The organism is Nonomuraea sp. NPDC048892, assembly GCF_040649735.1.
Classification (GTDB): Bacteria; Actinomycetota; Actinomycetes; order Streptosporangiales; family Streptosporangiaceae; genus Nonomuraea; species Nonomuraea maheshkhaliensis.
The window spans coordinates 182,926-206,668 of record NZ_JBEZFZ010000006.1 but is presented as its reverse complement, the minus strand read 5'-3'; the positions used below and the strand labels follow the sequence as shown (position 1 = coordinate 206,668).

Sequence of the window (23,743 nt, the reverse complement as noted above, 5' to 3'; positions counted from 1 at the left end):
AGCAGGTTCACCGTACGCAAGAAAAAGAATGCGAAGCAAAGACGAAATCCGAGCGGCCGCCATAGGAGATTCCTATGGCGGGTCATTCGCGAAGGGGACGGGCGGTAGCCCGGCAGGCGGACGACGGGCGGTGCTCAAGGCGCCTACCGTCGGCGCCATGTTCAGCGATCAGGTGACCTTTCGCCGCGTCACGGCAGGAGTCCTGCTCATCGTGGCCCCGCTGCTCCAGGCCCTCGCCGTCGTCGTCGATCCCGGCACCTGGGGCGACGAGCGGGAGGCGGTCAGCTTCGGCGCGAACCCCGTGCTCGCCCAGATCCAGTCCGTGCTCTACCACTGGAGCTGGATGCTCATGGCCGTGGCCGTGCTCGGCCTCGTGCATCTGACCAGGCGCGCGGCGACCCGGCTCGGCCACGTCGCCGGTGCGCTCACGATGCTCGGCTACCTGCAGTTGTCGGGGCTGCTGCTCACCGATCCCGTGGAGTGGTGGCTGGGGCGGCACCACCCGCCGGAGGAGGCGCAGCGGATCATGGACGAGATGCTGGGGCTGCCCGGCGTGATGTTCGGGTTCCAGCTCCCGTGGATGTTCTTCGGCTTCCTCGGCCTGCCGGTGCTGACCGCGGCCGTGTGGCGGGCCGGGTTCGTCGGGTGGTGGGCGCCGGCGGTGGTGACGGCCGGCTATCTCGGGTCGTTCGCGGTCTCGTACGGCCCCGCCACCGTGCCGTTCTGGGCCGCCCCCGTGGCCGCGCTCGGCTGGATCGGCTGGAAGATCCTGCGCATGGGCGACGAGGAGTGGGCGGCCTACTATCCGGCGCCGCGGGTCAGCCCTGAGCGGGAATCCAGCCGAGGCTGACCGCGAAGATGACGAAGACGCCGAGGAGGATTCGGTAGATCACGAAGAGAGTGAAGCGGTGGGTGCTGATGTAACGCAGGAACCAGGCCACCGCCAGATAACCGACGACGAACGAGATGACGGTGGCGAGGATCGTCGGCCCCCACGCGGGGGCCGGGCCCTCGCCGATGTCCTTCAGCTCGAACAGCCCCGAGGCCAGCACGGCGGGGATGGCCAGCAGGAACGAGTATTTGGCCGCGTCCTCGCGGCGGTAGTCGAGCAGCAGGCCGGCGGTCACCGTGCCGCCCGAGCGGGAGACGCCGGGGATCAGGGCCAGTGACTGGGCGAAGCCGTAGATGATGGCGTGGGGGAAGCTGAGGTGCTTCTCCAGCGTGAGCTTGTTGCGGGCGGTGTGGTCGGCGTACCAGAGGATGCAGGCGAAGACGATCAGCGTCGTGCCCACCAGGCGCAGGTCGCGGAAGCTGGTCTCGATCTGGTCCTTCAGCGTGACGCCGAGGATGCCGATGGGCAGGGTGCCGACGATGACGTACCAGCCCATGCGGGCCGCCCAGTGGCCGCGCAGGCTCTTGTCGAACAGCGAGCGCGTCCAGGTGGAGATGATCTCCCAGATCTCCTTGCGGAAGTAGATCAGCACGGCCGTCTCGGTGCCGAGCTGGATCACCGCCGTGAACGCCGCCCCTGGGTCCTTCCAGCCGGCGAGCGCGGAGACCACCCGGATGTGGGCGCTGGAGGAGATCGGCAGGAACTCCGTGAGCCCTTGGACCAACCCCAAGATCACCGCTTCTAGCCAGCCGATCACGACGACACCTTTCCAGCACGCGGAAGTGACGAGGTGAGGTTAGCGGAATCGAGGGTCAAGCAATTGCCGTCGCAGCGCGTTGAGCTGGTGGGAGTTCTCGACCGAACGGGGCTCGTCGAGCGAGTCGAGCGCCAGCAGCAGCGCGTCGGCCACGATGATGCCGGTCAGCGGCTCGGCCGTGATGCCGGTGGGCGTGTGGGGGGCGGCCAGCACGGCGTCCACCCGGTCGGCGAACGATCCGCCGAGTTCATCGGAAATTAGCACGATGTTCGCACCCACGGCGTGCGCCCGGTCGATCAGCACGGTGAGCTCCTTGAGTTTGCGGGCCGGCTGGAAGATCACCAGCACGTCGCCGTGCGCGAGCTGGATCAGGTCGTCGGCCAGGGCGAAGCCGGTGGTGGCGACGGCGCGGGCGCGGTGGCCGCGCCGGTTGAGCTTGAGCGCCAGGTGATGACCGGCCGGCTCGGAGGCGCCCGCGCCGTAGACGAACACGCCGGGCGCGTCCACCAGCAGCTCGACCGCCTTCTTGAACGCTTCCGCGTCCAGCAGCCCCCTGCAGTGCTCGACCCGCTCGCGGGCCTCGTCGAAGACCCGCTCCCAGATGCCGGTCAGGTCCTGGCCGACGTGGCTGACGCGCTGCCGCAGGCGGACGTCGGGGGCCACCGCCGAGGTGAACTCGGCCGCCAGCGCCCGCTTGAGCCCCGGCAGGCCGCCGAAGCCGAGCCGCTGCATCGTCCGCACCACCGTGGCGTTGCTGGTGCCGGTGGCGGTGCCCAGCTCCTGCGCGCTGGCGAAGAGGATCTGCTCGGGTGAGGCGGAGATCAGGTATTGGCACACCGCCCGCTCGGCCGGTGACAGCTCCTCCCAGAGCTGTCGTACCTGGGCCCTGAGCTGTTCGACCGGGCTGTGTGTATTTTCCATTACGGCTCTTGACTCCTGTGTAGCGCTCATTACCCTGTCTTGGAAACGACCGCTACAGACTCGCCGCCTCCTGAAATGGACATTACAGGCTCCGGGTCGGTCCAAGGAGCACCATTGAGCCTCACATCCCTGCCTCTCGTCGAGATCTCCGGCGCTCCTCGCGACCGCGGCCGCCAGTACGGCGAGCAGGCGCGCGAGCGCATCGAACGCGCGCTGACCTACTACGCGGAGGCGTTCGCGCACTCCAGCGGCCTGTCATGGGATCAGGTCGTCGAACGGGCGGCGCACTGGATCGAGCCCAGCAGGGCGTTCGCGCCGGAGCTGGTCGAGGAGATGGAGGGCATCGCCGAGGGGGCCGGGGTCGGCTTCCTCGACGTGCTCGCGCTCAACGCCCGTGGCGAGATCATCTACGACACCACCTTCAGCTCCATGGAGCCCGACGGCTGCACGTCGTTCGCGCTGCTCGGTGAGGTGTCCGGCGACGGCCACGTCTACGCCGGCCAGAACTGGGACTGGCGCGACGGCGTGTCCGACACCCTCATGGTGCTCAGAGTCGTCCAGCCGGGCCGGCCGACGGTCATCATGCACGTGGAGGCGGGGCAGGTCGGGCGGCAGGGGGCCAACTCGGCGGGCATCGCGCTCAACGCCAACGGGCTCGGCGGGCGCTTCGACGACACCGTGGGCGTGCCGCAGACCCTGATCAGGCGCAGGGTGCTCGACAGCGACAACCTCAACACCGCGCTGGAGGCGCTGACCAAGTCGCGGGCCCACATCGCCAGCAACGCGCTGATCACCCACCGCGACGGGTTCGCGATCGACCTGGAGACCACGCCCGGCGCCATCGGCTGGATGTACCCCACCGACGGGCTGCTCGTCCACGGCAACCACTACCAGGCGTTCGTGCCGCCGCAATTGGCCGCCACCTACCGGCCCGGCTCGGCCGACTCGCTGTTCCGGGTGCCCCGGGCCGAGGGCGGGCTGCGTACGGTGCGCGAGGCGTCCGGCACCGACGAGGTGCGCAAGCGGATCAGGTTCGCCATGTCCGACCACCTGGGCTACCCCGAGTCCCTCTGCACCCACCCCGACCTCACCCAGCCCGCCGTGAAGCGGTGGGCGACCCTGCTGTCGAGCTGCGTCGACCTGACCACGGGCGACTACTTGATCGCGGCCGGCACGCCCTGCGACCACGAGTACGAGCGCGTGCCCTGGAACCTCTACGACGGACCGCATGGAGAAGTGACCCCGTGAAGAAGCTGCTCGCCCTCGCCGGGCTGGCCGGCCTGGTCGCCGCGTGCGGCGGGCCCGCCGCGACCACCAAGGCGCCCGACCCCGCCAAGCTCACCCTCGTCGATCGCACCGCCAAGGCGGCCGGGCCGCTCGACCGCGCCGTCTGGCTGCTCGACGAGGAGCCGGGCACGCTCGACCTCGACTCCGACGGCGGCACCCCCAACCGCACGGTCATGGCGAACGTCTGCGAACGCCTCATGCAGACCCAGCCCGACATGACCGTCAAACCCTGGCTGGCCGAGAAGGCCGAGCTCCCCGACCCCAAGACGATGGTCCTCACGCTGCGTCAGGACACCACCTTCCACGACGGCTCGCCGGTCACGGCCGACGACGTCGTGTGGAGCCTGAAGCGGCACGCGGGCGAGGGCATGGACGAATCCGATGAGTTCGAGGACGTCGATTCCATCGAGAAGAGCGGCGAGCACGAGGTCACGATCGCGTTCAAGCGGCCCAACGCGCTGTTCGAGCAGGCCATCGCCGGCGGCGCGGGCATCGTGCTCAACCGGAAGGCGGTGCAGGCGCAGGGCGAGGACTTCGGCTCGCCGGGACACGACGACGCCTGCTCCGGCCCGTACCGGCTCAAGGAGTGGAAGTCCGGCTCGCACATGACGATCGAGCGCTACGACGCGTACTGGAACAAGGATGTCAAACCGCTCACCAAGACCGTCGAGTTCCGGTGGGCCCAGGACACGGCGCTGGTCAACAGCCTCGTCACGGGAGCGGCGCAGGGGGCCTACCTGTCCGACACCGGGCCGGCCGTGGCGCTGCAGAGCAACCAGGCGGTCAGCGTGGCCTACGGCGCGACCACGCGCGTGTTCGTGCTGCTGCCGACCGATCGCGGCGTGATGAAGGACCCGAAGATCCGGCGCGCGCTGTCGCTGGCCGTGGACCGGGCCGGCATCGCCAAGTCGGGGTTCGCGGGGCTGGCCAGGCCGTGGAAGGTGCCGGTGGGGGCCGGGGCGTGGTCGTACGAGAAGGAGGCGTTCCAGACGGCCTACGACGAGCTGACCGGCGCTCCGGACACGCCCCGGATCGAGGAGGCCAAGAAGCTGGTGGCGGAGGCGGGCTCGCCGAAGGAGCCGATCGTGGTGGCGACCGACGGCGAGCAGTCGCGCTCGGTCATCGCCAACGCCGTCGTGGACGCGGCCACGAAGATCGGCCTGACCGCCCAGATCAAGACCGTGCCCTCGTCCGAGTTCGGCAGCTTCTACACCGACAAGTCGCTGCGCGCCCAGGTCGACCTCGTCCCCGACGACTGGTACATCACCAAGTCCGACCCCATCGGCTTCTACGACAACGGCCTGACCGGCTCGGCCAACAACTGGGTGAAGTACAGCTCGCCCGCCTACGACAAGCTCGTGGCCGAGGCGCTGGAGACCACCGACCCCGCGGCCCGCGCGGGGCACGTCATCGAGCTGCAGCGCATGTTCACCGCAGACATGGTGTGGATCTCGCTGGTCGAGGTGCCGAACGCGGTCGTGCTCGGGGCCAAGGTGACCGGCCCGCCCGCCTCGCAGGTGCACATGGGCTACCCGTGGGCGGCCGATCTCGGGGCCAAGGGCTGAGCCGGTGGTCCGCAAGCTGGCCGGGCTGGTCGCCACGCTGCTCGCCACCTCGTTCGTGATCTTCGCGGCGTCGTACGCGGCCCCCGGCGACCCGGTCACGTTCCTGGCGGGCGGCAAGGAGAACCTGACCCCCGAATACCTGGCCGCGATCCGGGCTCAGTACCACCTGGACGATCCGTTCCTGGTGCAGTACGGCCGCTGGCTCGGCGACGCGCTGACCGGCGACCTCGGCCGCTCCACGCAGTACCACGACCAGGTCGCCGACCTGATGGCGGCCCGGCTGCCGAGCACGCTCGGGCTGGTCGCCTACGCCTCGGTGCTGTTCGTGGTGTTCGGGATCGCGCTGGGGGTGCTGGCCGCGGTGCGCGGCGGGCGTACGGACTCGGCGGTGGTGGCGGGCACGACGTTCGCCACCTCCGTGCCGGCGTTCGTCACCGCGACGGTGCTGATCTCGCTGTTCGGGGTGCAGCTCGGCTGGTTCCCCGTCATGGGCGGCGGCTCGCTGTGGCACCTGACGCTGCCCGCCGTCACGCTGGCGCTCGGCGCGCTGGCCATCATCAGCCGCGTCACCAGGCAGTCCATGATCGAGCAGCGCGAGCTCGACCACGTGAGCGTGGCCCGCGCCGGCGGGCTGTCCGAGCGGCTGATCGTCGTGCGGCACGTCTTCCGCGGCGCGCTGGGGCCGATCGTGACGATGTGCGGGCTGGTCACGGCCGGGATGCTGACCGGGACGGTGACGGTGGAGACCGCCTTCGGGCTCAACGGGATCGGCTCGCTGCTGGTGAACGCGATCAACACCCACGACTTCCCCGTCACGCAGGCGGTGCTGCTGCTCATGGTGACCGCGTACATCGCCGTGACCACCGCGGTCGAGCTGCTGCACCCCCTGATCGATCCCAGAGTGAGGAGCCGGGCATGACCACGCTGGTCGCCACGCTCTCCCCGAAGCCCGCGCGGCCGCTCGGCCACCTGCTGGCCACGGCGTTCCTCGGCCTCGTCGTCGCGGCGGCGGTGCTGGCGCCGCTGGTCTCCCCCTACGCGCCCGAGGCGGTCGACTTCGCCGCCACGCTGGCGCCCATGTCGCCGGGACATCCGCTCGGCGCCGACCAGTCCGGCCGCGACCTGCTCTCCAGGGTCCTGTACGGCGCCCGTACCTCCCTGATCGGCCCGCTGATCCTGCTGGCCATCGCCTCGGTGCTGGGCGTCGCGCTCGGCACGCTGGCCGCCTGGCACCGGGGCTGGGTGGACGCCGTCGTGTCCCGGCTGACCGACGTCATGTACGCCTTCCCGGGGCTGCTGTTCGTGGTGCTGATCGTGGCCGTGTTCGGCAACGGGATGACCACGGCCGTGGTGGCGCTCGGGCTGGCGTACACGCCGACGATCGCCAAGTACACCCGCAGCGTGGCCCTGGGCGAGTGCGGCAAACCGTACATCGACGCCTACCGGGTGCAGGGCATGGGCGGGTTCACCATCTGCGTGCGGCACCTGGTGCCCAACATGGCGCGCTCGCTCGTCGGCTACCTCGTCGTGCTGTTCGGCGAGGGGCTGATGAGCCTGGCCACGCTGAGCTTCCTCGGGTTCGGCGCGCAGCCGCCGTCCTCCGACTGGGGGCTCATGGTCAAGGAGGGACAGCCGGCCATCGTGCAGGGGGCGTTCCTGCCGGTGCTGGTGCCGGGCGCGGCCATCGCCCTGGTGGTCGTGTCGTTCAACGTGATCGGCGTGCGGCTGGCCGACCGCATGGGCGTGAGGGGGACGTGATGCTGCTCTCCGTGGAAGGGCTGACGATAGAGGCGGGCGGGCGGCGGCCGATCCTGCGCGAGGTGTCGCTGTCCGTCGGCAAGGGCGAGATCGTGGGGCTGGTCGGCGAGTCAGGCTCGGGCAAGTCCACGATCGCCCGCTCGGTGCTGCGCCTGCTGCCCGAAGGCGCCCGCGTCTCCGGGCGGGTCGCGGTCGAGGGCGAGGACGTGCTGACGATGGGCCAGGCCGCCTTGCGGGACCTGCGCGCCTCAAAGGTGTCGATGGTCTACCAGGACCCGCGCTCGTCGCTCAACCCCGTCCGCAGGATCGGCGACTTCATGACCGAGCGCATGGTCCACACGCTGGGCCGGCCCAAGGCCGAGGCACGGGCGCGAGCGCTGGAGCTGCTGGACGCGGTGGGGATGCCCGATCCCGAGGCGCGGCTGCGGCAGTATCCGCACGAGCTGTCCGGCGGCATGCTCCAGCGGGTGGTGATCGCCGCCGCGCTGGCCGCCGGCCCCGCGCTGCTGCTGGCCGACGAGGCGACGAGCGCGCTCGACGTCACCACGCAGGCCGAGACGCTCGCGCTGCTGCGCAGGGTGCAGGCCGAACGGGAGCTCGGCATGCTGTTCATCTCCCATGACCTGCACCTGGCCGCGGCCTTCTGCGACCGCGTCCACGTGCTCTACGCGGGCACGGTGGTGGAGTCGCGGCCGGCCAAGGAGCTGTTCGCCGACCCCCGCCACCCCTACACCGCCGGCCTGCTGGCCTGCACGCCCGAGCTGGGCGACCCGCGGCCGATCCGGCCCATCCCCGGACGGCCGCCCTCGCTGGACGACGCCTTCACGGGCTGCCCGTTCGCGCCCCGCTGCCCCGAGGTCACGAGTGCCTGCGAGGAACGGCCGCCGGCGCCCGTGGCCGTCTCCGGCGGCTCCGCCGCCTGCCGCCTGGTGGAGGTCTAGATGTTGTCCGTACGCGAACTGCGCAAGTCCTTCGGCGCCACGGTGGCGGCCGACGACGTCACGTTCGACCTGGCCGCGGGCGGCTCGCTCGGGCTGGTCGGCGAGTCGGGGTCGGGTAAGACCACGATCGCCCGCATGCTCGTGGGCCTGGTCGCCCCCGACTCGGGCACGATCGCCGTGGCCGGGCGTGAGCGGGGCACGAGAGAACGCGGCCGGGCCGCCAGGCTGCGCAGGGCCAGGGAGATCCAGATGGTCTTCCAGGACCCGTACCTCTCGCTCGACCCCCGGCTGACGGCCGAGGAGTGCCTGCACACGGCGCTCAGGCTGCACGGCAGGCCCGAAGCGCGGGCCGCCGAGCTGCTTGAGCAGGTGGGGCTCGGCGCCAGGGAGGCGGGGGCGCGCCCCCACCGGCTCAGCGGCGGCCAGCGGCAGCGCCTGGCCATCGCCAGGGCGCTGGCGGTGGAGCCGTCGGTGCTGGTGCTGGACGAGGCGGTGGCCGCGCTCGACGTGTCGATCCAGGCGCAGATCCTGGAACTGCTGGCCCGCGTGCGCCGGGAGTCGGGGGTCGCGCTGCTGTTCGTCAGCCACGACCTGGCCGTGGTGCGGCACCTGTGCGAGGAGACGCTGGTGCTGCACCGGGGAGTCGTGGTCGAGCGGGGGCCGGTGGAGCGGGTGCTGACCGAGCCTGAGCACCCGTACACGCGGCTGCTGCTGGACTCCGTGCCCAGGCCCGGCTGGGACCCGGCGGCGGTGGTGCGCTCCTGACCTTCGCCTGACCTTCAGCGGTCCTGAGGCTTCCGCACCAGCGGGGAGTCCCGGGGCTTTAGCGCTTCCAGACCTGTGCGTTGGCCCGCGCGAAGTCGGCGAAGTCCCTGGCCGGGCGACCCAGGGCCTGGCGCACGCCGTCGGAGACGGTCGCGTTGCGGCCGTCCAGGATGTCGGTGAACAGGTGGGCCAGGCCCTGCGCCTCGTCGAGGGTCACGCCGTGCTGGACGGCCGAGGTCATGTACTCGTCGGGCGTGACCCGGAGGAACACGATCGTCCTGCCGGTGGCCCGGGAGAGCTCGGCCGCCACGTCGGCGAACGTCAGCAGCCGCGGCCCGGTCAGCTCGTACAGTTTGCCCGCGTGGCCCTCCTCGGTGAACGCCGCCACCGCGACGTCCACGATGTCCTCCACGTCCACGAACGGCTCGGGCACGTCGGCGGCGGGCAGCGCGATCACGCCGTCGAGGACCGAGCCGAGGAGGAAGTCCTCGCTGAAGTTCTGCATGAACCAGGAGCAGCGCAGCACCGTCCATTCCGCGCCCGACTCGGCCACGGTCCGCTCGCTGGCCTGCGCCTCCGGCTCGCCCCGCCCGGAGAGCAGGACCAGCCGCCGCACGCCCGAGCTCACGGCCAGCTCCGTGAACGCCTTGACGTCGTCGTACGCGCCGGGAAAGGCCAGGTCGGGATAGTAGGACAGGTAGACGGCCGTCACGCCGTCGAGGGCGTCCCGCCAGGTCGAGCGGTCCTGCCAGTCGAAGGCGGGGGAGGCGGAGCGCGAGCCCAGCCGTACGGGCAGGCCGCGCGCGCTGAGCCGGTCGGCGATGCGGCGGCCGGTCTTGCCGGTGCCGCCGAGAACGAGAATCGTCATGCCTCTAGTAAGTCCCGATACCGATAAGACGCTCCATGGTTGAGAAGCGCAATCCCATATGCGATCGTCTACCCCATGGACCAGCTCGCGGCGCTCCTGGACGGCCCGAGAGCGCGCGGCGCCTTCCTGCTCCGGACGATCCTCTCCCCGCCCTGGGGGCTGCGCATCCAGGACGAGGCGCCGCTGTCGCTGGTGGCGCAGGTCCGCGGCCATTCGTGGATCATGTTCGACGGGGGCGACCCCGTGCACCTGGAGCCCGGACAGGTGGCCATCGCGCGGGGGCCGCAGCCGTACACGATGGCCGACGCCCCCGGCACCAAGCCGCAGATCATCATCGACCCGGGCCAGCGGTGCACCACCCTCGACGGCGAGTCCCTCTACGAAAGCATGGACCTCGGTGTGCGGACGTGGGGCAACGACCCGGAGGGCCCCACCGTGCTGCTGACCGGCACCTACACCATGGAGGGCGAGGTCACCCGGCGGCTGCTGGAGGCGCTGCCCCAGCTGATCGTGCAGCCGGGCGGCCCGCTGATCTCGCTGCTCGGCGCCGAGATCGTCAAGGACGAGCCGGGCCAGGAGGCGGTCCTCGACCGGCTGCTCGACCTGCTGCTCATCGCGGTGCTGCGAGCCCACTTCGCCACGAACGAGGCCCCCGCCTGGTATCGCGCGATGAGCGACCCCGTCGTCGGCAAGGCCATGCGCCTGCTGCACAACAACCCCGCCCACCCGTGGACGGTGGCCGCGCTGGCCACCGAGGTGGGCGTGTCCAGGGCCTCGCTGGCCCGGCGCTTCACCGAGCTGGTCGGCGAGCCGCCGATGGCCTTCCTCACCGACTGGCGCCTCGCGCTGGCCGCCGACCTGCTGCGCGAGCCCGACGCCACGATCGGCTCCGTGGCCAGGAAGGTCGGCTACGGCAGCCCGTTCGCGCTCAGCGCGGCCTTCAAACGCGTCCGCGGCATCACCCCGCAGGAACACCGGGCCGTCCGGTGAAGCCGCTGCTGCTGCTCGACGTGGACGGCGTGCTCAACCCGATGGGACGGCCGAACCCCGACTTCCGCCGCTACCGGTGCACGGTCGCCGGCGAGGTCTACACCGTGCACCTCAACCCCCGCCACGGCCGCCGCCTGCTCGACCTGGCCCTGACCACCGGCGCCGAGCTGGTCTGGGCCACCACCTGGGAGCACCACGCCAACGACTGGATCGCCCCCCGGATCGGCCTGCCCTCCCTGCCGGTCATCACCATGAACCCCGACGTGCCCTGCGAGCGGGGGGAGAACTTCAAGACGCCGCACGTGGCGGCGTACGCGGGGCGGCGGCCGTTCGTCTGGTTCGACGACCAGGTGTGGGCGGAGGACGAGGAGTACCTCAGGGGGCGTCAGGGTCTGACCGACTTCCTGCTCGTCCACGTGGACCCGGAACAGGGACTGACCAGCCGACATCTGGGCATGGCACATGAGTGGCTGACCCTTACAGGGTTTTCTCAGGGTTCCTGACGGGAGTCTGACGGCCCGCTCGTCCGTTCTCCCAGTAGGTCAACACCACATGGAGGAACAGCATGTACCGCTCACGAGAGCACAGGATCCTGGCCGGCGTCTGCGGCGGTCTGGCCGACAAGATGGGCCTGCCCCCTACCCTCGTCCGGATCCTCTGGCTGCTGCTGTCGCTCATCCCGGGACCGCTGTGGGTGGTCTACGTCGCCATGTGGATCCTCGTCCCGGAAGAGCCGAAGGGCTACCGGGCGGCCTGAACGTGAATGGGCGGGGACGCGAGTCCCCGCCCGTCCCGCGTGCGTCTTCATTAAAGGCCAGGCATATCCTCGAACCATGAGGGCAAGGCCGCTGACGCTCATCCAGGATGAGCTGGTCGACTACGACAAAGCGATGGAGCGCATGACCGACCTCGTCGGGCAGCGCCAACGGGACGAGCGCGCTGACACGCTCTGGCTGCTCAGCCATCCGTCCATCTACACGATCGGGCGCCGCACCCCGATGGCTCACCTGCCCGATCCCTCCCGCGGCATCCCCGTCATGGAGACCGGGCGCGGCGGCCAGCTCACCTATCACGGGCCAGGCCAGCTCGTCGGCTACCTCATCGTCAAGCTGGGCGAGGACGAGGGCATCGTCGACTACGTGCGCGAGGTGGAGTTGCGGCTGGTGGAGGCGCTGGGCAAGCTGGGGCTGCCCGCCGAGCGCCGGGACACGCCGCCGGGCTCCGAGCTGCTGACCGGGGTCTGGACGGCCGAGACCGGGCGCAAGATCGTGTCCATCGGGATGCGGCAGAGCCGGGGCGTCACCAGCCACGGGTTCGCGCTCAACGTCGACGGCGACCTGACGCCGTGGGACTGGGCGGTCGCGTGCGGGATGCCGGACGTGGACATGACCTCGCTCAAACGCGAGCTGGGCGCCACTTCCATGGACGACGTACGGGCGACCGTGGCGGCGGCCTTCGAGACGTCCTGACGGGGGCACCTCGCGGACGACGGCGGGGCCACCCCACAGGCGACGACGGGGTCGCCTCGCGGATGACGCCGCCTGACCGGTGGCGTCATCCTTTCGGAGGAAATCTGTCATTTCCCGCACGGTCAAGGCCGTGAATACGCGATGATCCGCTTCGATCGCACGCCCCGACGGGGGGATCGACCGAAGACAGGAGCCTTGTGCGAAGCAGATTTTCCCTGGTCGCCGCCGCTTTTCTGGCGCTGGCCACAGTGTTACCCGGCTCGGCCGCGAACGCGGACACCGAAACGACGACGAGCACGACCACTGGCGCGGCCGACACCATCGCCTGGGCGCCGTGCGCGGAGGAGCCCGAGGCCGAGTGCGGCACGCTGAGCGTGCCGATCGACTGGGCGAAGCCCACGGGGGCGAAGGTCGACATCGCGGTCGCGCGGCGCAAGGCGACCGACCCGGCCGCCAGGATCGGCTCGCTGGTGATCAACCCGGGCGGGCCCGGCGGCTCGGGGGTCGAGGCCGTCTACGGTGCTCCCGGCTCCTACACCGAGGAGCTGCAGCGGCGCTTCGACATCGTCGGCTTCGACCCGCGGGGTGTCGGGCGCAGCCATCCGGTGATCTGCTCGGCGTCCGTCTACAACCAGATGCCGCACACCGTGATGAAGAGCCAGGCCGACTTCGACGCCTGGAACACGTTCACGAAGAAGCTGCACGCCGACTGCCGCGCCCGTACCGGACCGCTGTACGACCACGTCGACTCCACCGACGTCGCCCGCGACCTGGACGCGCTGCGGGCCGCCCTCGGTGAGGAGAAGCTCACCTACTACGGCATCTCGTACGGCACTCTGATCGGCCAGATGTACGCCGAGCTGTTCCCCGGCCGCGTCCGGGCGCTCGGCCTCGACAGCAACATGGACCACAGCCTCGGCGTCGCGGGCTTCCTGTCCACCGAGGCCATCGCCGTCGAGGACGCGTTCGACCAGTTCGTCGGCTGGTGCGAGCAGGACACCACCTGTGTGCTGCACGGCCAGGACATCCGCGCGATCTGGAAGTCGCTGCGGGAGAAGGCACAGCGCGGCGAGCTCGTCTACCCGAGCACCGGCACGAAGATGACTGAGCTGCAGGTCATCTACAACGCCGCGCTGGGCAACGAGGGGCCCGACTGGCAGATGCTCAGCCAGGTGATCAACTGGCTGAACGGCGGCGCCGAGCCGGAGTGGGTGCCCCCGCTGCCCGGCCGCGGGCCCGTGGAGGGGGACGTGGCCGAGCTGCCGACCACGATCCTGTGCCAGGACTACAACCTCAGGCTGCGCAACTACACCGAGTACGCCGCGCTCATGCGCGTGTCCAACGCCCTCGCGCCGGACACGCGGTACCACCCGTACCCGATCGACGACCTGCCGATCTGCATGAACTACCCGACCACCAACCCGCCGCACGAGCTCCAGTACACCGGCGAGGCCCCGCTGCTGCTCGGGAACTCGCTGCACGACCCGGCCACGCCGTGGATCTGGTCGGCCAACGCGGCCCGCCAGCTCGGGTCCAAGGCGGTGCTGCTCACGTACGGGGGCTGGGGCCACCGCATCTACGGCAAGGACAAGTGCCAGACGGACATCTTCGACGAGTACCTGATCTCGCTGAAGGTGCCGCCGCACGGCACGCGTTGCGCCGTGGGCACGCCTGAGGAGAGCCTGCTCAAGCAGCGCTCCCAGCGGCCTGCGTGGCCGACGGACCGGCTCTCCTGGGCCGCTCCGGGCACGAAGTAGCACATTCGACGGGTACGGCGCGGCCAGGGGGGTCGCGCCGTACCCCTTTCTTACGGGACGGGGAGCTCGTCGACCGTGCGGCGCGGACCCGTGAACCAGTGGCGGGCCGACAGCGCCCACCACAGCGCGATCCCGATCAGCACCATTCCCACCGCGATGGGCGCGTAGTTGACCGACGTCCAGGTGAAGTCCGGGCTGCCGGGCACGCCGGCGGGGGAGAACGGCATCACGAAGTAGATCGACACGATGACGATCTCGACGCAGGCGATCCAGCACAGCGCCTTGTACTTCCTGCCCAGCGTCCACGGCCCGGGTTTGAACTCGTCTCCCATGCGCAGCCGCAGCCAGATCGGGATGAGGAAGGCCAGGTACAGGCCGATGACCGCGATCGAGACGACGGCGTAGAACGCGACCGGCGTGGTCAGCCCGGGAGGGGCGTAGAGCGCGGGCAGCGTGAGCAGGGCGGCGGCGGCGCAGCCGGCGATGATCGCGTTGACCGGGGTGCGGTTGCGGTCCACCTTCGACCACAGCCGCCAGCCGGGCACCGCGCCGTCGCGCGAGAACGCGTACGTCATCCGCGACATCGACGTCACGCAGCTCATCCCGCAGAAGAACTGGCCGATCGTGGAGATGGCGAAGATCGCCGTGGCCAGCGGGGACGACAGCGCGCTCTCGAAGATGGAGCCGACGAAACCGCCGTCCTTGTTCAACTGGTCCACGTTCGTGGCGGCGAACAGGAACGACAGCAGCAGGATCCAGCCGCCGATCGCCGAGTAGAAGATCGACTGCCACAGGCCGCGCGCCGCGCTGGTCGCCGCGCCCTGGGTCTCCTCCGACACGTGGGCGCAGGCGTCGAAGCCGGTGATCGTGTACTGGGTGAGCAGGAAGCCGAGCGGCAGCACGTACATCCAGAAGGGCAGCCCGTCGGAGCCGTCGCCGAAGCCCGAGTTGTTGTTGGTGCCGAAGAAGACGAAGGACGCCGACTGGTGGTCGGACGGGGCGAAGATCAGGATGGCCACCACGATCGCGGCGCCGGCGACGTGCCACCAGACCGAGACGTTCTGCAGCAGCGAGATCAGCCGGTGGCTGAAGATGTTGATCAGAGCGTGCAGCGCCAGCACGATCACGAACAGCAGGAACGCCTGCGGCAGCGTGCCCTCCCAGGCGCCGCCGGTCAACCGGTTGAGGGTGATGTTGAGAAAGGTCGCGCAGCCGTAGTCGACCGACGCGGTGACGGCGATGAGGCCGATCAGGTTGAGCCAGCCGGTGAACCAGCCGTGGATCGGCTTGCCCAGCTTGGCGGCCCACCAGTAGATGCCGCCCGCCGTCGGGTACGCCGACACCAGCTCCGACATGCAGAAACCGATGATCAGGATGAACAGCGAGATGATCGGCCAGCCCCATGAGATGGCGATGGGGCCGCCGTAGTTCCAGGCTTGGCCGAAGGTCGTGAAGCAGCCGGCGAGGATCGAGATGATCGAGAAGGAGATGGCGAAGTTCGAGAAACCGCTCCAGGTGCGGGCGAGCTCCTGCTTGTAACCGAGCTCGGCGAGTCGCCTGGAATCCTCTTCGGTGGTCATTGAGGTCTCCCTGGGGGGCGGGACGCTCCTTTTGGTCTACCTCTAGACCATTTCCGCCCAGGGAACAAGGCGTTACAGCCGGTTTTCGATCGCGTCAGGCCCGCGCGTAGGCCGGGCCCGAGGCCCGGCCCGCGCGTTCACGTCACTGGCCGAAGAGGTCGGTGACGGCCTGGCAGAACGCCTTGAGGTCGTCCGGCTTGCGGCTGCTCACCAGCGTGTTCGGCCCGTCCGTGCAGACCACGACCTCCTTGTCCACCCAGGTCGCCCCGGCGTTGCGCAGGTCGGTGCGCAGGCTGGGCCAGGACGTGATCGTCCGGCCGCGTACGACGTCCGCCTCGACCAGCGTCCACGGCGCGTGGCAGATGGCGGCCACGGGCTTGCCCGCGTCGAAGAAGGCGCGGGCGAAGCGCACGGCGTCGTCGTTCATGCGCAGGAAGTCGGGGTTCGCCACGCCTCCCGGCAGGACGAGGCCGTCGAAGGAGGCCGCGTCCACGTCGTCCACCGTGTCGTCCACGGCGAAGGTGCCGGCCTTGTCCAGGTGGTTGAACGCCTGGATCTGGCCGGGGGCGGTGGAGACGAGCCGGGGCGTGCCGCCCGCCTGCTTGACCGCTTTCCAGGGTTCGGTGAGCTCGACCTGCTCGACTCCCTCGGGGGCGACCAGGAACGCGATGGTCTTGCCGTCCAGCATGTCCGTTCTCCCTTGAACCGGGTCTTTGCCGTTCTCCTAACCGAGGCGGGGTGATGTATGCGCCTCTACCCCTGGGGGGTATATAGTCGGGCTCATGACTGTCATGACATACCAGGTTGAGGGCATGACCTGTGGCCACTGTGTGAACGCTGTGACCCAGGAGGTGGGCAAGGTCGCCGGGGTGAGCGGCGTCGAGGTGGATCTCGGGTCCGGGTCGGTCAAGGTGACCAGCGCGGCGCCGGTCGACGCCGCGCTCATCGGCGCGGCCGTGGAGGAGGCGGGTTACGAGCTGGGCGGCACGGTCGAGCTGCTGCCCCAGGCGGGCGGGTCGTGCTGCGGCTCAGGCGGCTGCCACTAACTGCCGCTCACCTGACCGGCCGGCCCGTGTGGATGCGGGCCGGCCGCGTCACCACGCAAGGGGCTTGCGTCACCACGGGAGCGGGCCGGCGAGCGTGAAGAAGCCCCCGGTGGGTCCGTCGGGGCCTATCTGGGCCATCCTGACGATGATCTCCGCGCCCTCCTCCACGGTCTGCGTACCCGTGCGGCCGTTCAGGTCCGTGGCGGTGTAGCCGGGCTCGACCGCGTTGATCCGCATCTCGGGGAACGCCTTCGCGTATTGCACGGTCAGCACGTTGACCGCCGCTTTGGAGGCCGGATAGGCCACGCCCGGGTACGCGTACGTCGGCGTCCCCTCCGCCGTGATGCCCGCCAGCGAGGCCAGGCCGCTGCTCACGTTCACTACGACCGGGGCCGCGGAGCGCCGCAGCAGCGGCAGGAAGGCGTGCGTCACGCGTACCACGCCGAAGGTGTTCGTCTCGAAGATCGTGCGCATGTCGGCGGCGGTCAGGTCGGCCGCGCCGATCACGCTGTTGTCCGCCCGCCGCCCCTCGACGCCGGCGTTGTTGACCAGCACGTCGAGCCCGCCGTCGGCCTCGACGGCCTTCGCGGCGGCGGTGACGGAGGCGTCGTCGGTCACGTCGATGAGGAGCGGGCGCGCGCCCAGCCGCTCGGCGGCCTCACGCCCTCGGCCCGCGTTGCGGCTGCCGACGTAGACGGTGTGGCCCGCGGCGATGAGCCGGCGGGCGGTCTCGAAGCCGAGACCCTTGTTCGCTCCGGTGATGAGTGTCGTCGTCATGTCATCAACCCTGCTCACGGCAGGGGTGGGTAACCAGGCGTCCCGCTTTCCGGGGACTGGCAGTGCCAGGATGAATCCGCCGGAAGGGTGTTGACTGGGGACATGGCGGCGAGCGAGTTCGGACAGGCGGTGCGGCGCTGGCGCGACCGCGTCTCGCCCGCGACGGTGGGGCTGCCCGCCGGCGGCCGGCGGCGCGCGTCCGGGCTGCGCCGCGAGGAGCTGGCCCTGCTGGCCGGCATCTCCGTCGACTACGTCACCCGCCTCGAACAGGGCCGCGCCGACAACCCGTCCCCGCAGATCGTGGAGGCGCTGGCCCGGGCGCTGCGGCTGTCGGCGGAGGAGCGGGCCTACCTGTTCCGGGTGGCCGGCCTCGCGGTCCCCGGGCCCGAGACGGTGCCCGCCTACATCACCCCGAGCGTCCAGCGGCTGGTGGACCGGCTGGACGGCGCCGCCGTCGGGGTCTACGACGCGGCCTGGACGCTGCTCATGGCCAACCCGCTCTACGCGGCGCTCATGGGCGATCCGTCCGAATGGCGCGGCATCGAACGCAACGGGGTGTGGCGCAACCTGGTCGGCTCCGGCGGCCGGGTCCGGTACACGCCTGAGGAGCGGCGCGCGTTCGAAGCCGCGCTGGTCGCCGACCTGCGCGCGACCGCCAGCCGCTATCCGCGTGACCAGCAGTTGCGCCGGCTGATCGCGCGGCTGCGCGCCGACAGCGAGCGCTTCGCCGAGCTCTGGGACGCGGGCGTGGTCGAGTGGCTGCGCGCCTCCCGCAAGATCGTCGACCATCCGCAGGTCGGGGCCATCACGCTCGACTGCGACGTGCTCAGCGTGCTCGGCGACGACCTGCGCGTCATGGTCTACACGGCCGAGCCCGGCACGGCCGACGCCGAACGCCTCCGGCTGCTCGCCGTCCTCGGCACGCAGTCGCTCGTCGGGTGAGCCTCAGGATGGCGCGCACCTGAGCCCGGGGTCGGCTATCCGGCGGGAGCACGCCTGAGCCACAGCGTGTGGGCGATCAGGCAGGTCGCCGCGCCCACGGCGTACCAGAGCAGGTCGGGTGGGGAGAACGTGCTGCCCAGCAGCGGCCACAGGACCTCGGGGATCCCTCCGAGCTGGGCGAGCTCGATCGCCCAGCTCAGCCCGCCCGACACCGCCGCGGCGGCCCAGGGCCGCGCGTCCGGCCGGGCGAGCAGCACCACCCCGTAGATCGCCGCCGTGTAGAGCGCGTCGCCCGCGATTTTGGGCGCCGGGCCGTCCCAGACTGCCCGTACGATGAGCCCGCAGGCCACGATCGCCACCATGATCAGGGCGGTCAGCAGGCGGGGTAGCGGGCGGGACACCAGCTCAACGTACTGCCAAGCGCACTGAAAATTTACACCGCCGAAAGAAACGAGACTGAAACAATTTTCCGCCACTCGTTGACACGCGGTCTCCCTATGGTGTGCCTTTTGCTACACAGGAAACCCCCGCCTGAAGGTGAGGCACTTATGAGGAAATGGTTCGCACGCCTGGCTGCGCTGGGCGTCGCGCTATTAGTGGCCGGTCAGGGCGCCACGGCTGCCCTAGCCCAAGACCCGGCGGCGGGGAAGAAGATCGTGCGGGTGGGCGCGACACAGTCGATGGACTCGATGAACCCGTTCCTCGCGGTCCGCCTGGTCTCCACGTCGATCCACCGCTGGATGTACGGATACCTCACGGTGCCCGACTCCAAGACGCTTGCGCCCAGCCCCGACCTGGCCGAGTCGTGGACCACGTCCGAGGACGGGCTCACCTGGACGTTCAAGATCCGCGCGGCCAAGTGGTCCGACGGCAAGCCCGTCACGGCCGACGACGCCGCCTGGACGTTCAACAAGATGATGACCGACGAGGCCGCGAAGACCGCGAACGGCCCGGCGGTGGAGAACTTCGAGAGCGTCACGGCCAGCGGCCAGGACCTGACGATCAAGCTCAAGTCCCCGCAGGCCAGCATGCTGGAGAACCCGGTCCCGATCATGCCCAAGCATGTCTGGGAGTCGGTCACCGACATGGCCAACTACGACGCGGAGAAGTACCCGTCGGTCAGCAGCGGCCCGTACATCGCGGTCGAGCACAAGAAGGACCAGTACGTCAAGCTGCAGGCCAACCCCAACTACTGGCGGGGCAAGCCCAAGATCGACGAGCTGCAGGTCATCTTCTACGACAACCCGCAGGCCGCCGTCGCCGGGCTCAAGACGGGTGACATCGACCTGCTCGGCCGGATGACCCCGCAGGAGTTCGAGGCCATCCAGAACGACGCCAACATCGAGGCGTGGAACACCCAGGGCCGCCGCGCGGCGTACCTTCAGGTCAACCACGGCGCCACCACGACCGACGACAAGCCCGTCGGCGACGGCCACCCCGCGCTGAAGGACGTCAAGGTCCGCCAGGCGCTGCACTACGCCATCGACAAGCAGAAGCTGGTCGACGAGGTGCAGAACGGCCTGGCCAAGCCCGCCGACGGCTCGATCGTGCCGCCGCTGTTCAAGGAGTTCTTCTGGGAGGCCAGCGGCGAGGAGAAGGTCAGCTACGACCCCGCCAAGGCCAACAAGATCCTCGACGACGCCGGCTACAAGAAGGGCGCCGACGGCGTCCGCACGATGCCCGACGGCGACCGCAAGCTGGAGTTCCGCTTCACCATCCACACCGAGACGCCGATCGAGGACAAGCTGGCCGAGTACCTGACGGCCTTCTTCAAGGAGATCGGCATCACGCTCACCACGGTGAAGCTCGAATCGAGCAAGTTCACCGAGGAGACCGGCGTCACCGGCAACTTCGACATCGCGATCAGCGGCTGGTCGGTCAACCCCGACCCCGAGGAGGTCATGGCCACCCACCTGTGCAGCCGCAGGCCCGCCCCCAACGGTGAGGGCGGCGGCACCGAGTCGTTCTTCTGCGACGACACCTTCGAGCAGCTCTACAAGGACCAGCTCAAGGAGCTCGACCGGCCCAAGCGGGTCGAGCTGCTCAAGCAGATGCAGGAACGCCTCTACACGCAGGCGCCGGTCATCGCGATCTACTACCCGAACGACCTTGAGGGCTACCGCAAGGACAGGATCACCAGCATCACCCCGATCCCCGAGGACAAGGGCCTGCTCTACGGCGGCAGCGGCTACTGGCCGTTCTACACCGTGGACGCCAAGGCGACGGGAGGCGGCAGCACCGGCGCCGAGGGCGGCTCCAACACGGGGCTGATCGCCGGCGTCGTCGGTGGCGTGGTGGTCATCGGACTGGCGGCGTTCTTCCTGACCAGGCGACGCAAGGCCGTCGCCGACGAACGCGAATGACAACACCGCTCGAAACGACGGAGCCCGCCGCCGCCCAGGCGGCGGCGGGCGCCGGCGATGAGCGCCCCGCCTGGCGCGGCACGCTGCGGTACGCGCTGGCTAAGGCCGGCGGGGCGCTGTTCAGCATCGCCATGGTGATCGTCGGCACGTTCTTCGTGTTCCGGCTGCTGCCCGGCGACCCCGTGCGCAACCTGGCCCAGGGCCGCAACATGACCCCGGCCCAGCTCGACCTCGAACGCCACCGGCTCGGCCTCGACCAGCCGCTGATCCAGCAGTTCTTCGACTTCGTCGGCGACACGCTGAGGCTCGACCTCGGCACGTCGTACGAGTACAAGCGGCCCGTCCTCGACCTGATCGGCGAGCGGCTCGGCCCGACGCTGCTGCTGGCCGGCACCGGCCTGGTGATCGCCGTCAGCCTCGGCATCTGGCAGGGCATCCGCGCCGGCTGGCGCCACGGCAGCCGCTTCGACCGCTTCTCCAGCGCCACGTCGCTGCTGCTCTGGTCGGTGCCCACGTTCTGGCTCGGCCTGCTGCTCATGATGGTCTTCGGCGTCGGCGTCGGGCCCATCCCGGGCATCTTCCCCTTCCGCGGCATCGAGAGCGTGGACGCGCCCGACGGGTTCGCGTACGTGCTCGACGTGGCCTCCCACATGGTGCTGCCGTGCCTGACGCTGGTCGCCGTGGTCTACGCCCAGTACCTGCTCGTCATGCGCTCCTCGCTGGTCGAGGAGATCAGCCAGGACTACGTCACCGTGGCCCGCGCCAAGGGGCTGCGCGACGACGACGTTCGCCGCCGGCACGCCGTGCCGAACGCCCTGCTGCCCACGGTGACGCTCGTGTTCATGCGCATCGGCTTCGTGGTCGGCGGCGCGGTCACCGTCGAGACGATCTACACCTGGCCCGGTCTCGGGCAGCTGTTCTACGAGGCGGTCAGTGTGCCCGACTTCACGCTCATGCAAGGAACGTTCATGCTGATCACGGTGGCCGTCATCGTGATGAACACGCTGGCCGACGTGGCGTACCACATTCTCGACCCGAGGGTGAGGTCGGCGTGACCAGTGTCGCCGCGGCCCGCAGGAGACTGGCGCTCAGCCGGTTCTGGGCCGAATACCGCCGCAACCGCGCCGGAGTGGCCGGCCTCGTGATCCTCGTCGCCGCCGTGCTGCTCGCGCTGATCGCCCCGCTGTTCATCGGCGAGGAGGTGACCAGCGTGGTCAAGAGCGTCGGCCCGAAGTTCGCGCCCCCGAGCCTCAGTGAGCCGTTCGGCACCGACGAGTCGGGCCGCTCCATCCTGCTCATGGTGTGGTGGGGCTCGCGCACCTCCCTGCTCATCGGCTTCCTGGCCGCGCTGCTCAGCATCGTGATCGGCCTGGTGCTCGGCGTGGCCGCCGGACACTTCCGCGGCTGGGCGGGCGCCGCCCTGATGCGGGTCACCGACTGGTTCCTCGTGCTCCCTTCGCTGGTCACCGCCCTCGTACTGGCCGCCATCCTGGGCGGCAGCACCTGGACGATCATCATGGCCATCGGCATCACCACCTGGCCGTCCACCGCCCGCCTGATCAGGGCCCAGACGCTCGCCGTGGAGGCCAGGCCGTACATCGAGCGCTCCAAGGCGCTCGGCGGCGGCCACTGGCACATCACCACCCGCCACGTGCTGCCCAACGTGGCGCCGCTGCTGCTGGCCAGCACCACGCTGGAGGTGGCCAGCGCCATCGTGACCGAGTCCACCCTCGCCTTCCTCGGCGCCAGCTCCAACCGCACCTCGTGGGGCACCATGCTGCGGGCCTCGTACGACTTCGGTGCGGCCACGCAGGGCGCGTGGTGGTACATCCTCATCCCCGGCCTGGCCATCCTCGCCGTCGTCATGGCGTTCACCCTGGTCGGGCGGGCGCTGGAGGCGGTCCTGAACCCCAGGCTCAGGAGGGCCGCGTGACCGAGCGAAGCGAAACGACCGCGAGCCTGCTCGAACTCGACGACCTGTCAGTGACCTACCGCATCGCCTCGGGCGAAGTGCCCGCCGTACGCGGAGTGTCGCTGACCCTCGACTCCGGAGCGGCACTCGGAGTCGCCGGTGAGTCGGGATCCGGCAAATCGACGCTGGCCATGGCGCTGCTCCGGCTCCTGCCCCGGGACGCGCGGGTCGGCGGCCGGATCCTGCTCAACGGCGAGGACGTGCTCGCCATGAAGTGGGGCCGCATGCGCGCCGTACGGTGGGCCGAGGCGTCCATCGTCTTCCAGGGCGCCCAGCACGGACTCAACCCCGTCCGCAGGATCGGCGACCAGATCGCCGAACCGCTGCTCGTCCACGGCCTGGCCAGGCCCGACGCCGCCCGCAAGCGCGTGGCCGAACTGCTCGACCAGGTCGGCCTGCCCGCCTGGCGGGCGCGCAGCTACCCGCACGAGCTGTCCGGCGGGCAGCGGCAGCGCGTCATGATCGCGATGGCCCTGGCCTGCTCGCCGCGCCTGATCATCGCCGACGAACCGACCACCGCGCTCGACGTGATGGTGCAGGCCCAGGTGCTCAGCCTGATCAAGGACCTCATCGCCGAGCACGGCATCTCCCTGATCATGATCTCGCACGACCTGTCGGTGCTGGCCGACGTCTGCGACCGGCTCGCGGTCATGTACGCCGGTCGGGTCGTCGAGCACGGCCCGTCGGCCGAGGTCTTCCACAAGGCAGCACACCCCTACAGCCGGGCCCTGGCGGCGGCGTTCCCGACCGTGGGCGACCCAGTCTCGCGCATGGCGCCCAAGGGGCTCGGGGGCGATCCGCCCGACCCGATGCAGCTGCCTGGGGGGTGCTCGTTCCATCCGCGCTGCCCGGTGGCCCTGGACGAATGCTCGACCCTGGACGTCCAGCTGTGGCCGGCGGGGGCGGGGCGTGCGGCGGCGTGCGTGCATGTCCGACCGGCGGGTACGTCGGGTGCTGGGACGACCGCCGAGACCGGCACCGTGGACATCGGACCGGACGATACCCCTGACACAGGAGGGGGCAGCACCTCGGACACGCCGGCTCCTTCGAACGTTGACCAGGCTGCTTCGAACGACGACCCGACTCCTGCGAA

The 23,743-nt window shown here is 70.2% G+C and carries 24 protein-coding genes and 1 pseudogene; 18 read left to right on the top strand and 7 right to left on the bottom strand.

Features of this window, described 5'->3' with window-relative positions; translation table 11 throughout:
* Window positions 1-157 precede the first annotated feature (157 nt).
* Window positions 158-850, top strand: coding sequence for a hypothetical protein (locus AB0C28_RS21970; protein ID WP_358076793.1), 693 nt, complete (start codon window positions 158-160; stop codon window positions 848-850).
* On the opposite strand, the gene AB0C28_RS21965 is transcribed toward AB0C28_RS21970, so the two are convergent.
* The gene (locus AB0C28_RS21965) at window positions 819-1,649 is read right to left on the bottom strand and encodes an undecaprenyl-diphosphate phosphatase (protein ID WP_357845928.1); all 831 of its coding nucleotides are present in this window, start codon (window positions 1,647-1,649) and stop codon (window positions 819-821) included. The genes AB0C28_RS21970 and AB0C28_RS21965 overlap by 32 nt on opposite strands.
* 39 nt (window positions 1,650-1,688) lie before the next feature.
* On the bottom strand, window positions 1,689-2,570 hold the full coding sequence (locus AB0C28_RS21960; RefSeq protein WP_357845926.1) for a MurR/RpiR family transcriptional regulator: 882 nt from the start codon (window positions 2,568-2,570) through the stop codon (window positions 1,689-1,691).
* A gap of 114 nt (window positions 2,571-2,684) precedes the next feature.
* Here AB0C28_RS21960 and AB0C28_RS21955 point away from each other — a divergent pair, with 114 nt between their 5' ends.
* From AB0C28_RS21955 to AB0C28_RS21930, 6 genes are read left to right on the top strand one after another with little or no spacing between them, the layout of a single operon-like run.
* Entirely contained in the window at window positions 2,685-3,818 is a 1,134-nt protein-coding gene (locus AB0C28_RS21955) for a C45 family peptidase (protein ID WP_357845924.1), read from the top strand.
* Entirely contained in the window at window positions 3,815-5,422 is a 1,608-nt protein-coding gene (locus AB0C28_RS21950) for an ABC transporter substrate-binding protein (RefSeq protein ID WP_358076790.1), read from the top strand. The genes AB0C28_RS21955 and AB0C28_RS21950 overlap by 4 nt, the downstream gene beginning before the upstream one ends.
* A 4-nt stretch (window positions 5,423-5,426) precedes the next feature.
* On the top strand, window positions 5,427-6,341 hold the full coding sequence (locus AB0C28_RS21945; protein ID WP_357845920.1) for an ABC transporter permease: 915 nt from the start codon (window positions 5,427-5,429) through the stop codon (window positions 6,339-6,341).
* Window positions 6,338-7,180, top strand: coding sequence for an ABC transporter permease (locus AB0C28_RS21940; protein ID WP_357845918.1), 843 nt, complete (start codon window positions 6,338-6,340; stop codon window positions 7,178-7,180). The genes AB0C28_RS21945 and AB0C28_RS21940 overlap by 4 nt, the downstream gene beginning before the upstream one ends.
* On the top strand, window positions 7,180-8,121 hold the full coding sequence (locus AB0C28_RS21935) for an ABC transporter ATP-binding protein (RefSeq protein WP_358076787.1): 942 nt from the start codon (window positions 7,180-7,182) through the stop codon (window positions 8,119-8,121). Before AB0C28_RS21940 ends, AB0C28_RS21935 begins: the two co-directional genes overlap by 1 nt.
* Window positions 8,122-8,886: an ATP-binding cassette domain-containing protein gene (locus tag AB0C28_RS21930; RefSeq protein ID WP_358076784.1), complete on the top strand. Its 765-nt coding sequence runs from the start codon at window positions 8,122-8,124 to the stop codon at window positions 8,884-8,886.
* Between the two features lie 58 nt (window positions 8,887-8,944).
* Here AB0C28_RS21930 and AB0C28_RS21925 read toward each other — a convergent pair whose 3' ends face one another.
* Window positions 8,945-9,754: an NAD(P)H-binding protein gene (locus tag AB0C28_RS21925; RefSeq protein ID WP_358076781.1), complete on the bottom strand. Its 810-nt coding sequence runs from the start codon at window positions 9,752-9,754 to the stop codon at window positions 8,945-8,947.
* 75 nt (window positions 9,755-9,829) lie between these two features.
* Between AB0C28_RS21925 and AB0C28_RS21920 the strand changes: the two genes are divergently transcribed.
* The 5 genes from AB0C28_RS21920 (at window position 9,830) to AB0C28_RS21900 (ending at window position 13,970) form a co-directional block, all read left to right on the top strand.
* Window positions 9,830-10,744, top strand: coding sequence for an AraC family transcriptional regulator (locus AB0C28_RS21920; protein WP_357845910.1), 915 nt, complete (start codon window positions 9,830-9,832; stop codon window positions 10,742-10,744).
* Complete coding sequence (locus tag AB0C28_RS21915) at window positions 10,741-11,247, top strand: HAD domain-containing protein (protein WP_357845908.1); 507 nt, start codon at window positions 10,741-10,743, stop codon at window positions 11,245-11,247. Before AB0C28_RS21920 ends, AB0C28_RS21915 begins: the two co-directional genes overlap by 4 nt.
* 62 nt (window positions 11,248-11,309) lie before the next feature.
* Window positions 11,310-11,501: a PspC domain-containing protein gene (locus AB0C28_RS21910; RefSeq protein WP_106243857.1), complete on the top strand. Its 192-nt coding sequence runs from the start codon at window positions 11,310-11,312 to the stop codon at window positions 11,499-11,501.
* A 76-nt stretch (window positions 11,502-11,577) separates the two neighbouring features.
* A complete protein-coding gene (lipB, locus tag AB0C28_RS21905) occupies window positions 11,578-12,213 on the top strand; it encodes a lipoyl(octanoyl) transferase LipB (RefSeq protein WP_357845906.1) in 636 nt (211 codons plus the stop codon).
* Between the two features lie 197 nt (window positions 12,214-12,410).
* A complete protein-coding gene (locus AB0C28_RS21900) occupies window positions 12,411-13,970 on the top strand; it encodes an alpha/beta fold hydrolase (protein ID WP_358076778.1) in 1,560 nt (519 codons plus the stop codon).
* A 50-nt stretch (window positions 13,971-14,020) separates the two neighbouring features.
* Here the strand turns inward: AB0C28_RS21900 and AB0C28_RS21895 are convergent, their stop codons facing one another.
* Together AB0C28_RS21895 and AB0C28_RS21890 are read right to left on the bottom strand one after the other, a co-directional pair.
* Window positions 14,021-15,550, bottom strand: coding sequence for an amino acid permease (locus tag AB0C28_RS21895; RefSeq protein WP_357845902.1), 1,530 nt, complete (start codon window positions 15,548-15,550; stop codon window positions 14,021-14,023).
* A 142-nt stretch (window positions 15,551-15,692) separates the two neighbouring features.
* Window positions 15,693-16,238, bottom strand: a complete 546-nt coding sequence (locus AB0C28_RS21890; RefSeq protein WP_357845900.1) for a type 1 glutamine amidotransferase domain-containing protein — start codon at window positions 16,236-16,238, stop codon at window positions 15,693-15,695.
* A gap of 94 nt (window positions 16,239-16,332) precedes the next feature.
* Between AB0C28_RS21890 and AB0C28_RS21885 the strand changes: the two genes are divergently transcribed.
* Complete coding sequence (locus AB0C28_RS21885) at window positions 16,333-16,596, top strand: copper ion binding protein (protein WP_358076775.1); 264 nt, start codon at window positions 16,333-16,335, stop codon at window positions 16,594-16,596.
* Between the two features lie 69 nt (window positions 16,597-16,665).
* Here AB0C28_RS21885 and AB0C28_RS21880 read toward each other — a convergent pair whose 3' ends face one another.
* Complete coding sequence (locus AB0C28_RS21880; RefSeq protein ID WP_358076772.1) at window positions 16,666-17,373, bottom strand: SDR family NAD(P)-dependent oxidoreductase; 708 nt, start codon at window positions 17,371-17,373, stop codon at window positions 16,666-16,668.
* 102 nt (window positions 17,374-17,475) lie between these two features.
* On the opposite strand from AB0C28_RS21880, the gene AB0C28_RS21875 reads away from it, so the two are divergent.
* Entirely contained in the window at window positions 17,476-18,315 is an 840-nt protein-coding gene (locus AB0C28_RS21875; RefSeq protein ID WP_358076769.1) for a helix-turn-helix transcriptional regulator, read from the top strand.
* A gap of 35 nt (window positions 18,316-18,350) precedes the next feature.
* Here the strand turns inward: AB0C28_RS21875 and AB0C28_RS21870 are convergent, their stop codons facing one another.
* On the bottom strand, window positions 18,351-18,716 hold the full coding sequence (locus AB0C28_RS21870) for a DUF2809 domain-containing protein (RefSeq protein ID WP_358076767.1): 366 nt from the start codon (window positions 18,714-18,716) through the stop codon (window positions 18,351-18,353).
* A gap of 147 nt (window positions 18,717-18,863) precedes the next feature.
* On the opposite strand from AB0C28_RS21870, the gene AB0C28_RS21865 reads away from it, so the two are divergent.
* The 4 genes and pseudogenes from AB0C28_RS21865 to AB0C28_RS21850 all read left to right on the top strand — a co-directional run.
* Window positions 18,864-20,678, top strand: coding sequence for an ABC transporter substrate-binding protein (locus AB0C28_RS21865; protein ID WP_357845890.1), 1,815 nt, complete (start codon window positions 18,864-18,866; stop codon window positions 20,676-20,678).
* The gene (locus AB0C28_RS21860; RefSeq protein ID WP_357845888.1) at window positions 20,675-21,733 is read left to right on the top strand and encodes an ABC transporter permease; all 1,059 of its coding nucleotides are present in this window, start codon (window positions 20,675-20,677) and stop codon (window positions 21,731-21,733) included. The genes AB0C28_RS21865 and AB0C28_RS21860 overlap by 4 nt, the downstream gene beginning before the upstream one ends.
* Window positions 21,730-22,611 (top strand): ABC transporter permease, encoded by an 882-nt coding sequence (locus tag AB0C28_RS21855; protein ID WP_357845886.1) that lies wholly within the window; start codon window positions 21,730-21,732, stop codon window positions 22,609-22,611. Before AB0C28_RS21860 ends, AB0C28_RS21855 begins: the two co-directional genes overlap by 4 nt.
* Window positions 22,608-23,582, top strand: a pseudogene (locus AB0C28_RS21850) (ABC transporter ATP-binding protein); the annotation flags it as partial. The gene AB0C28_RS21855 and the pseudogene AB0C28_RS21850, both read left to right, overlap by 4 nt.
* Between the last annotated feature and the right edge of the window lie 161 nt (window positions 23,583-23,743).

What these genes read in the sequence shown, in the direction of transcription:
- AB0C28_RS21970 (WP_358076793.1), top strand. Translation starts at nt 158, where the DNA reads ATGTTCAGCGATCAGGTGACCTTTCGCCGCGTCACGGCAGGAGTCCTG.
- AB0C28_RS21960 (WP_357845926.1), bottom strand. Translation starts at nt 2,570, where the DNA reads ATGGAAAATACACACAGCCCGGTCGAACAGCTCAGGGCCCAGGTACGA.
- AB0C28_RS21940 (WP_357845918.1), top strand. Translation starts at nt 6,338, where the DNA reads ATGACCACGCTGGTCGCCACGCTCTCCCCGAAGCCCGCGCGGCCGCTC.
- AB0C28_RS21935 (WP_358076787.1), top strand. Translation starts at nt 7,180, where the DNA reads ATGCTGCTCTCCGTGGAAGGGCTGACGATAGAGGCGGGCGGGCGGCGG.
- AB0C28_RS21930 (WP_358076784.1), top strand. Translation starts at nt 8,122, where the DNA reads ATGTTGTCCGTACGCGAACTGCGCAAGTCCTTCGGCGCCACGGTGGCG.
- AB0C28_RS21925 (WP_358076781.1), bottom strand. Translation starts at nt 9,754, where the DNA reads ATGACGATTCTCGTTCTCGGCGGCACCGGCAAGACCGGCCGCCGCATC.
- AB0C28_RS21920 (WP_357845910.1), top strand. Translation starts at nt 9,830, where the DNA reads ATGGACCAGCTCGCGGCGCTCCTGGACGGCCCGAGAGCGCGCGGCGCC.
- AB0C28_RS21910 (WP_106243857.1), top strand. Translation starts at nt 11,310, where the DNA reads ATGTACCGCTCACGAGAGCACAGGATCCTGGCCGGCGTCTGCGGCGGT.
- lipB (WP_357845906.1), top strand. Translation starts at nt 11,578, where the DNA reads ATGAGGGCAAGGCCGCTGACGCTCATCCAGGATGAGCTGGTCGACTAC.
- AB0C28_RS21895 (WP_357845902.1), bottom strand. Translation starts at nt 15,550, where the DNA reads ATGACCACCGAAGAGGATTCCAGGCGACTCGCCGAGCTCGGTTACAAG.
- AB0C28_RS21890 (WP_357845900.1), bottom strand. Translation starts at nt 16,238, where the DNA reads ATGCTGGACGGCAAGACCATCGCGTTCCTGGTCGCCCCCGAGGGAGTC.
- AB0C28_RS21885 (WP_358076775.1), top strand. Translation starts at nt 16,333, where the DNA reads ATGACTGTCATGACATACCAGGTTGAGGGCATGACCTGTGGCCACTGT.
- AB0C28_RS21880 (WP_358076772.1), bottom strand. Translation starts at nt 17,373, where the DNA reads ATGACGACGACACTCATCACCGGAGCGAACAAGGGTCTCGGCTTCGAG.
- AB0C28_RS21875 (WP_358076769.1), top strand. Translation starts at nt 17,476, where the DNA reads ATGGCGGCGAGCGAGTTCGGACAGGCGGTGCGGCGCTGGCGCGACCGC.
- AB0C28_RS21865 (WP_357845890.1), top strand. Translation starts at nt 18,864, where the DNA reads ATGAGGAAATGGTTCGCACGCCTGGCTGCGCTGGGCGTCGCGCTATTA.
- AB0C28_RS21860 (WP_357845888.1), top strand. Translation starts at nt 20,675, where the DNA reads ATGACAACACCGCTCGAAACGACGGAGCCCGCCGCCGCCCAGGCGGCG.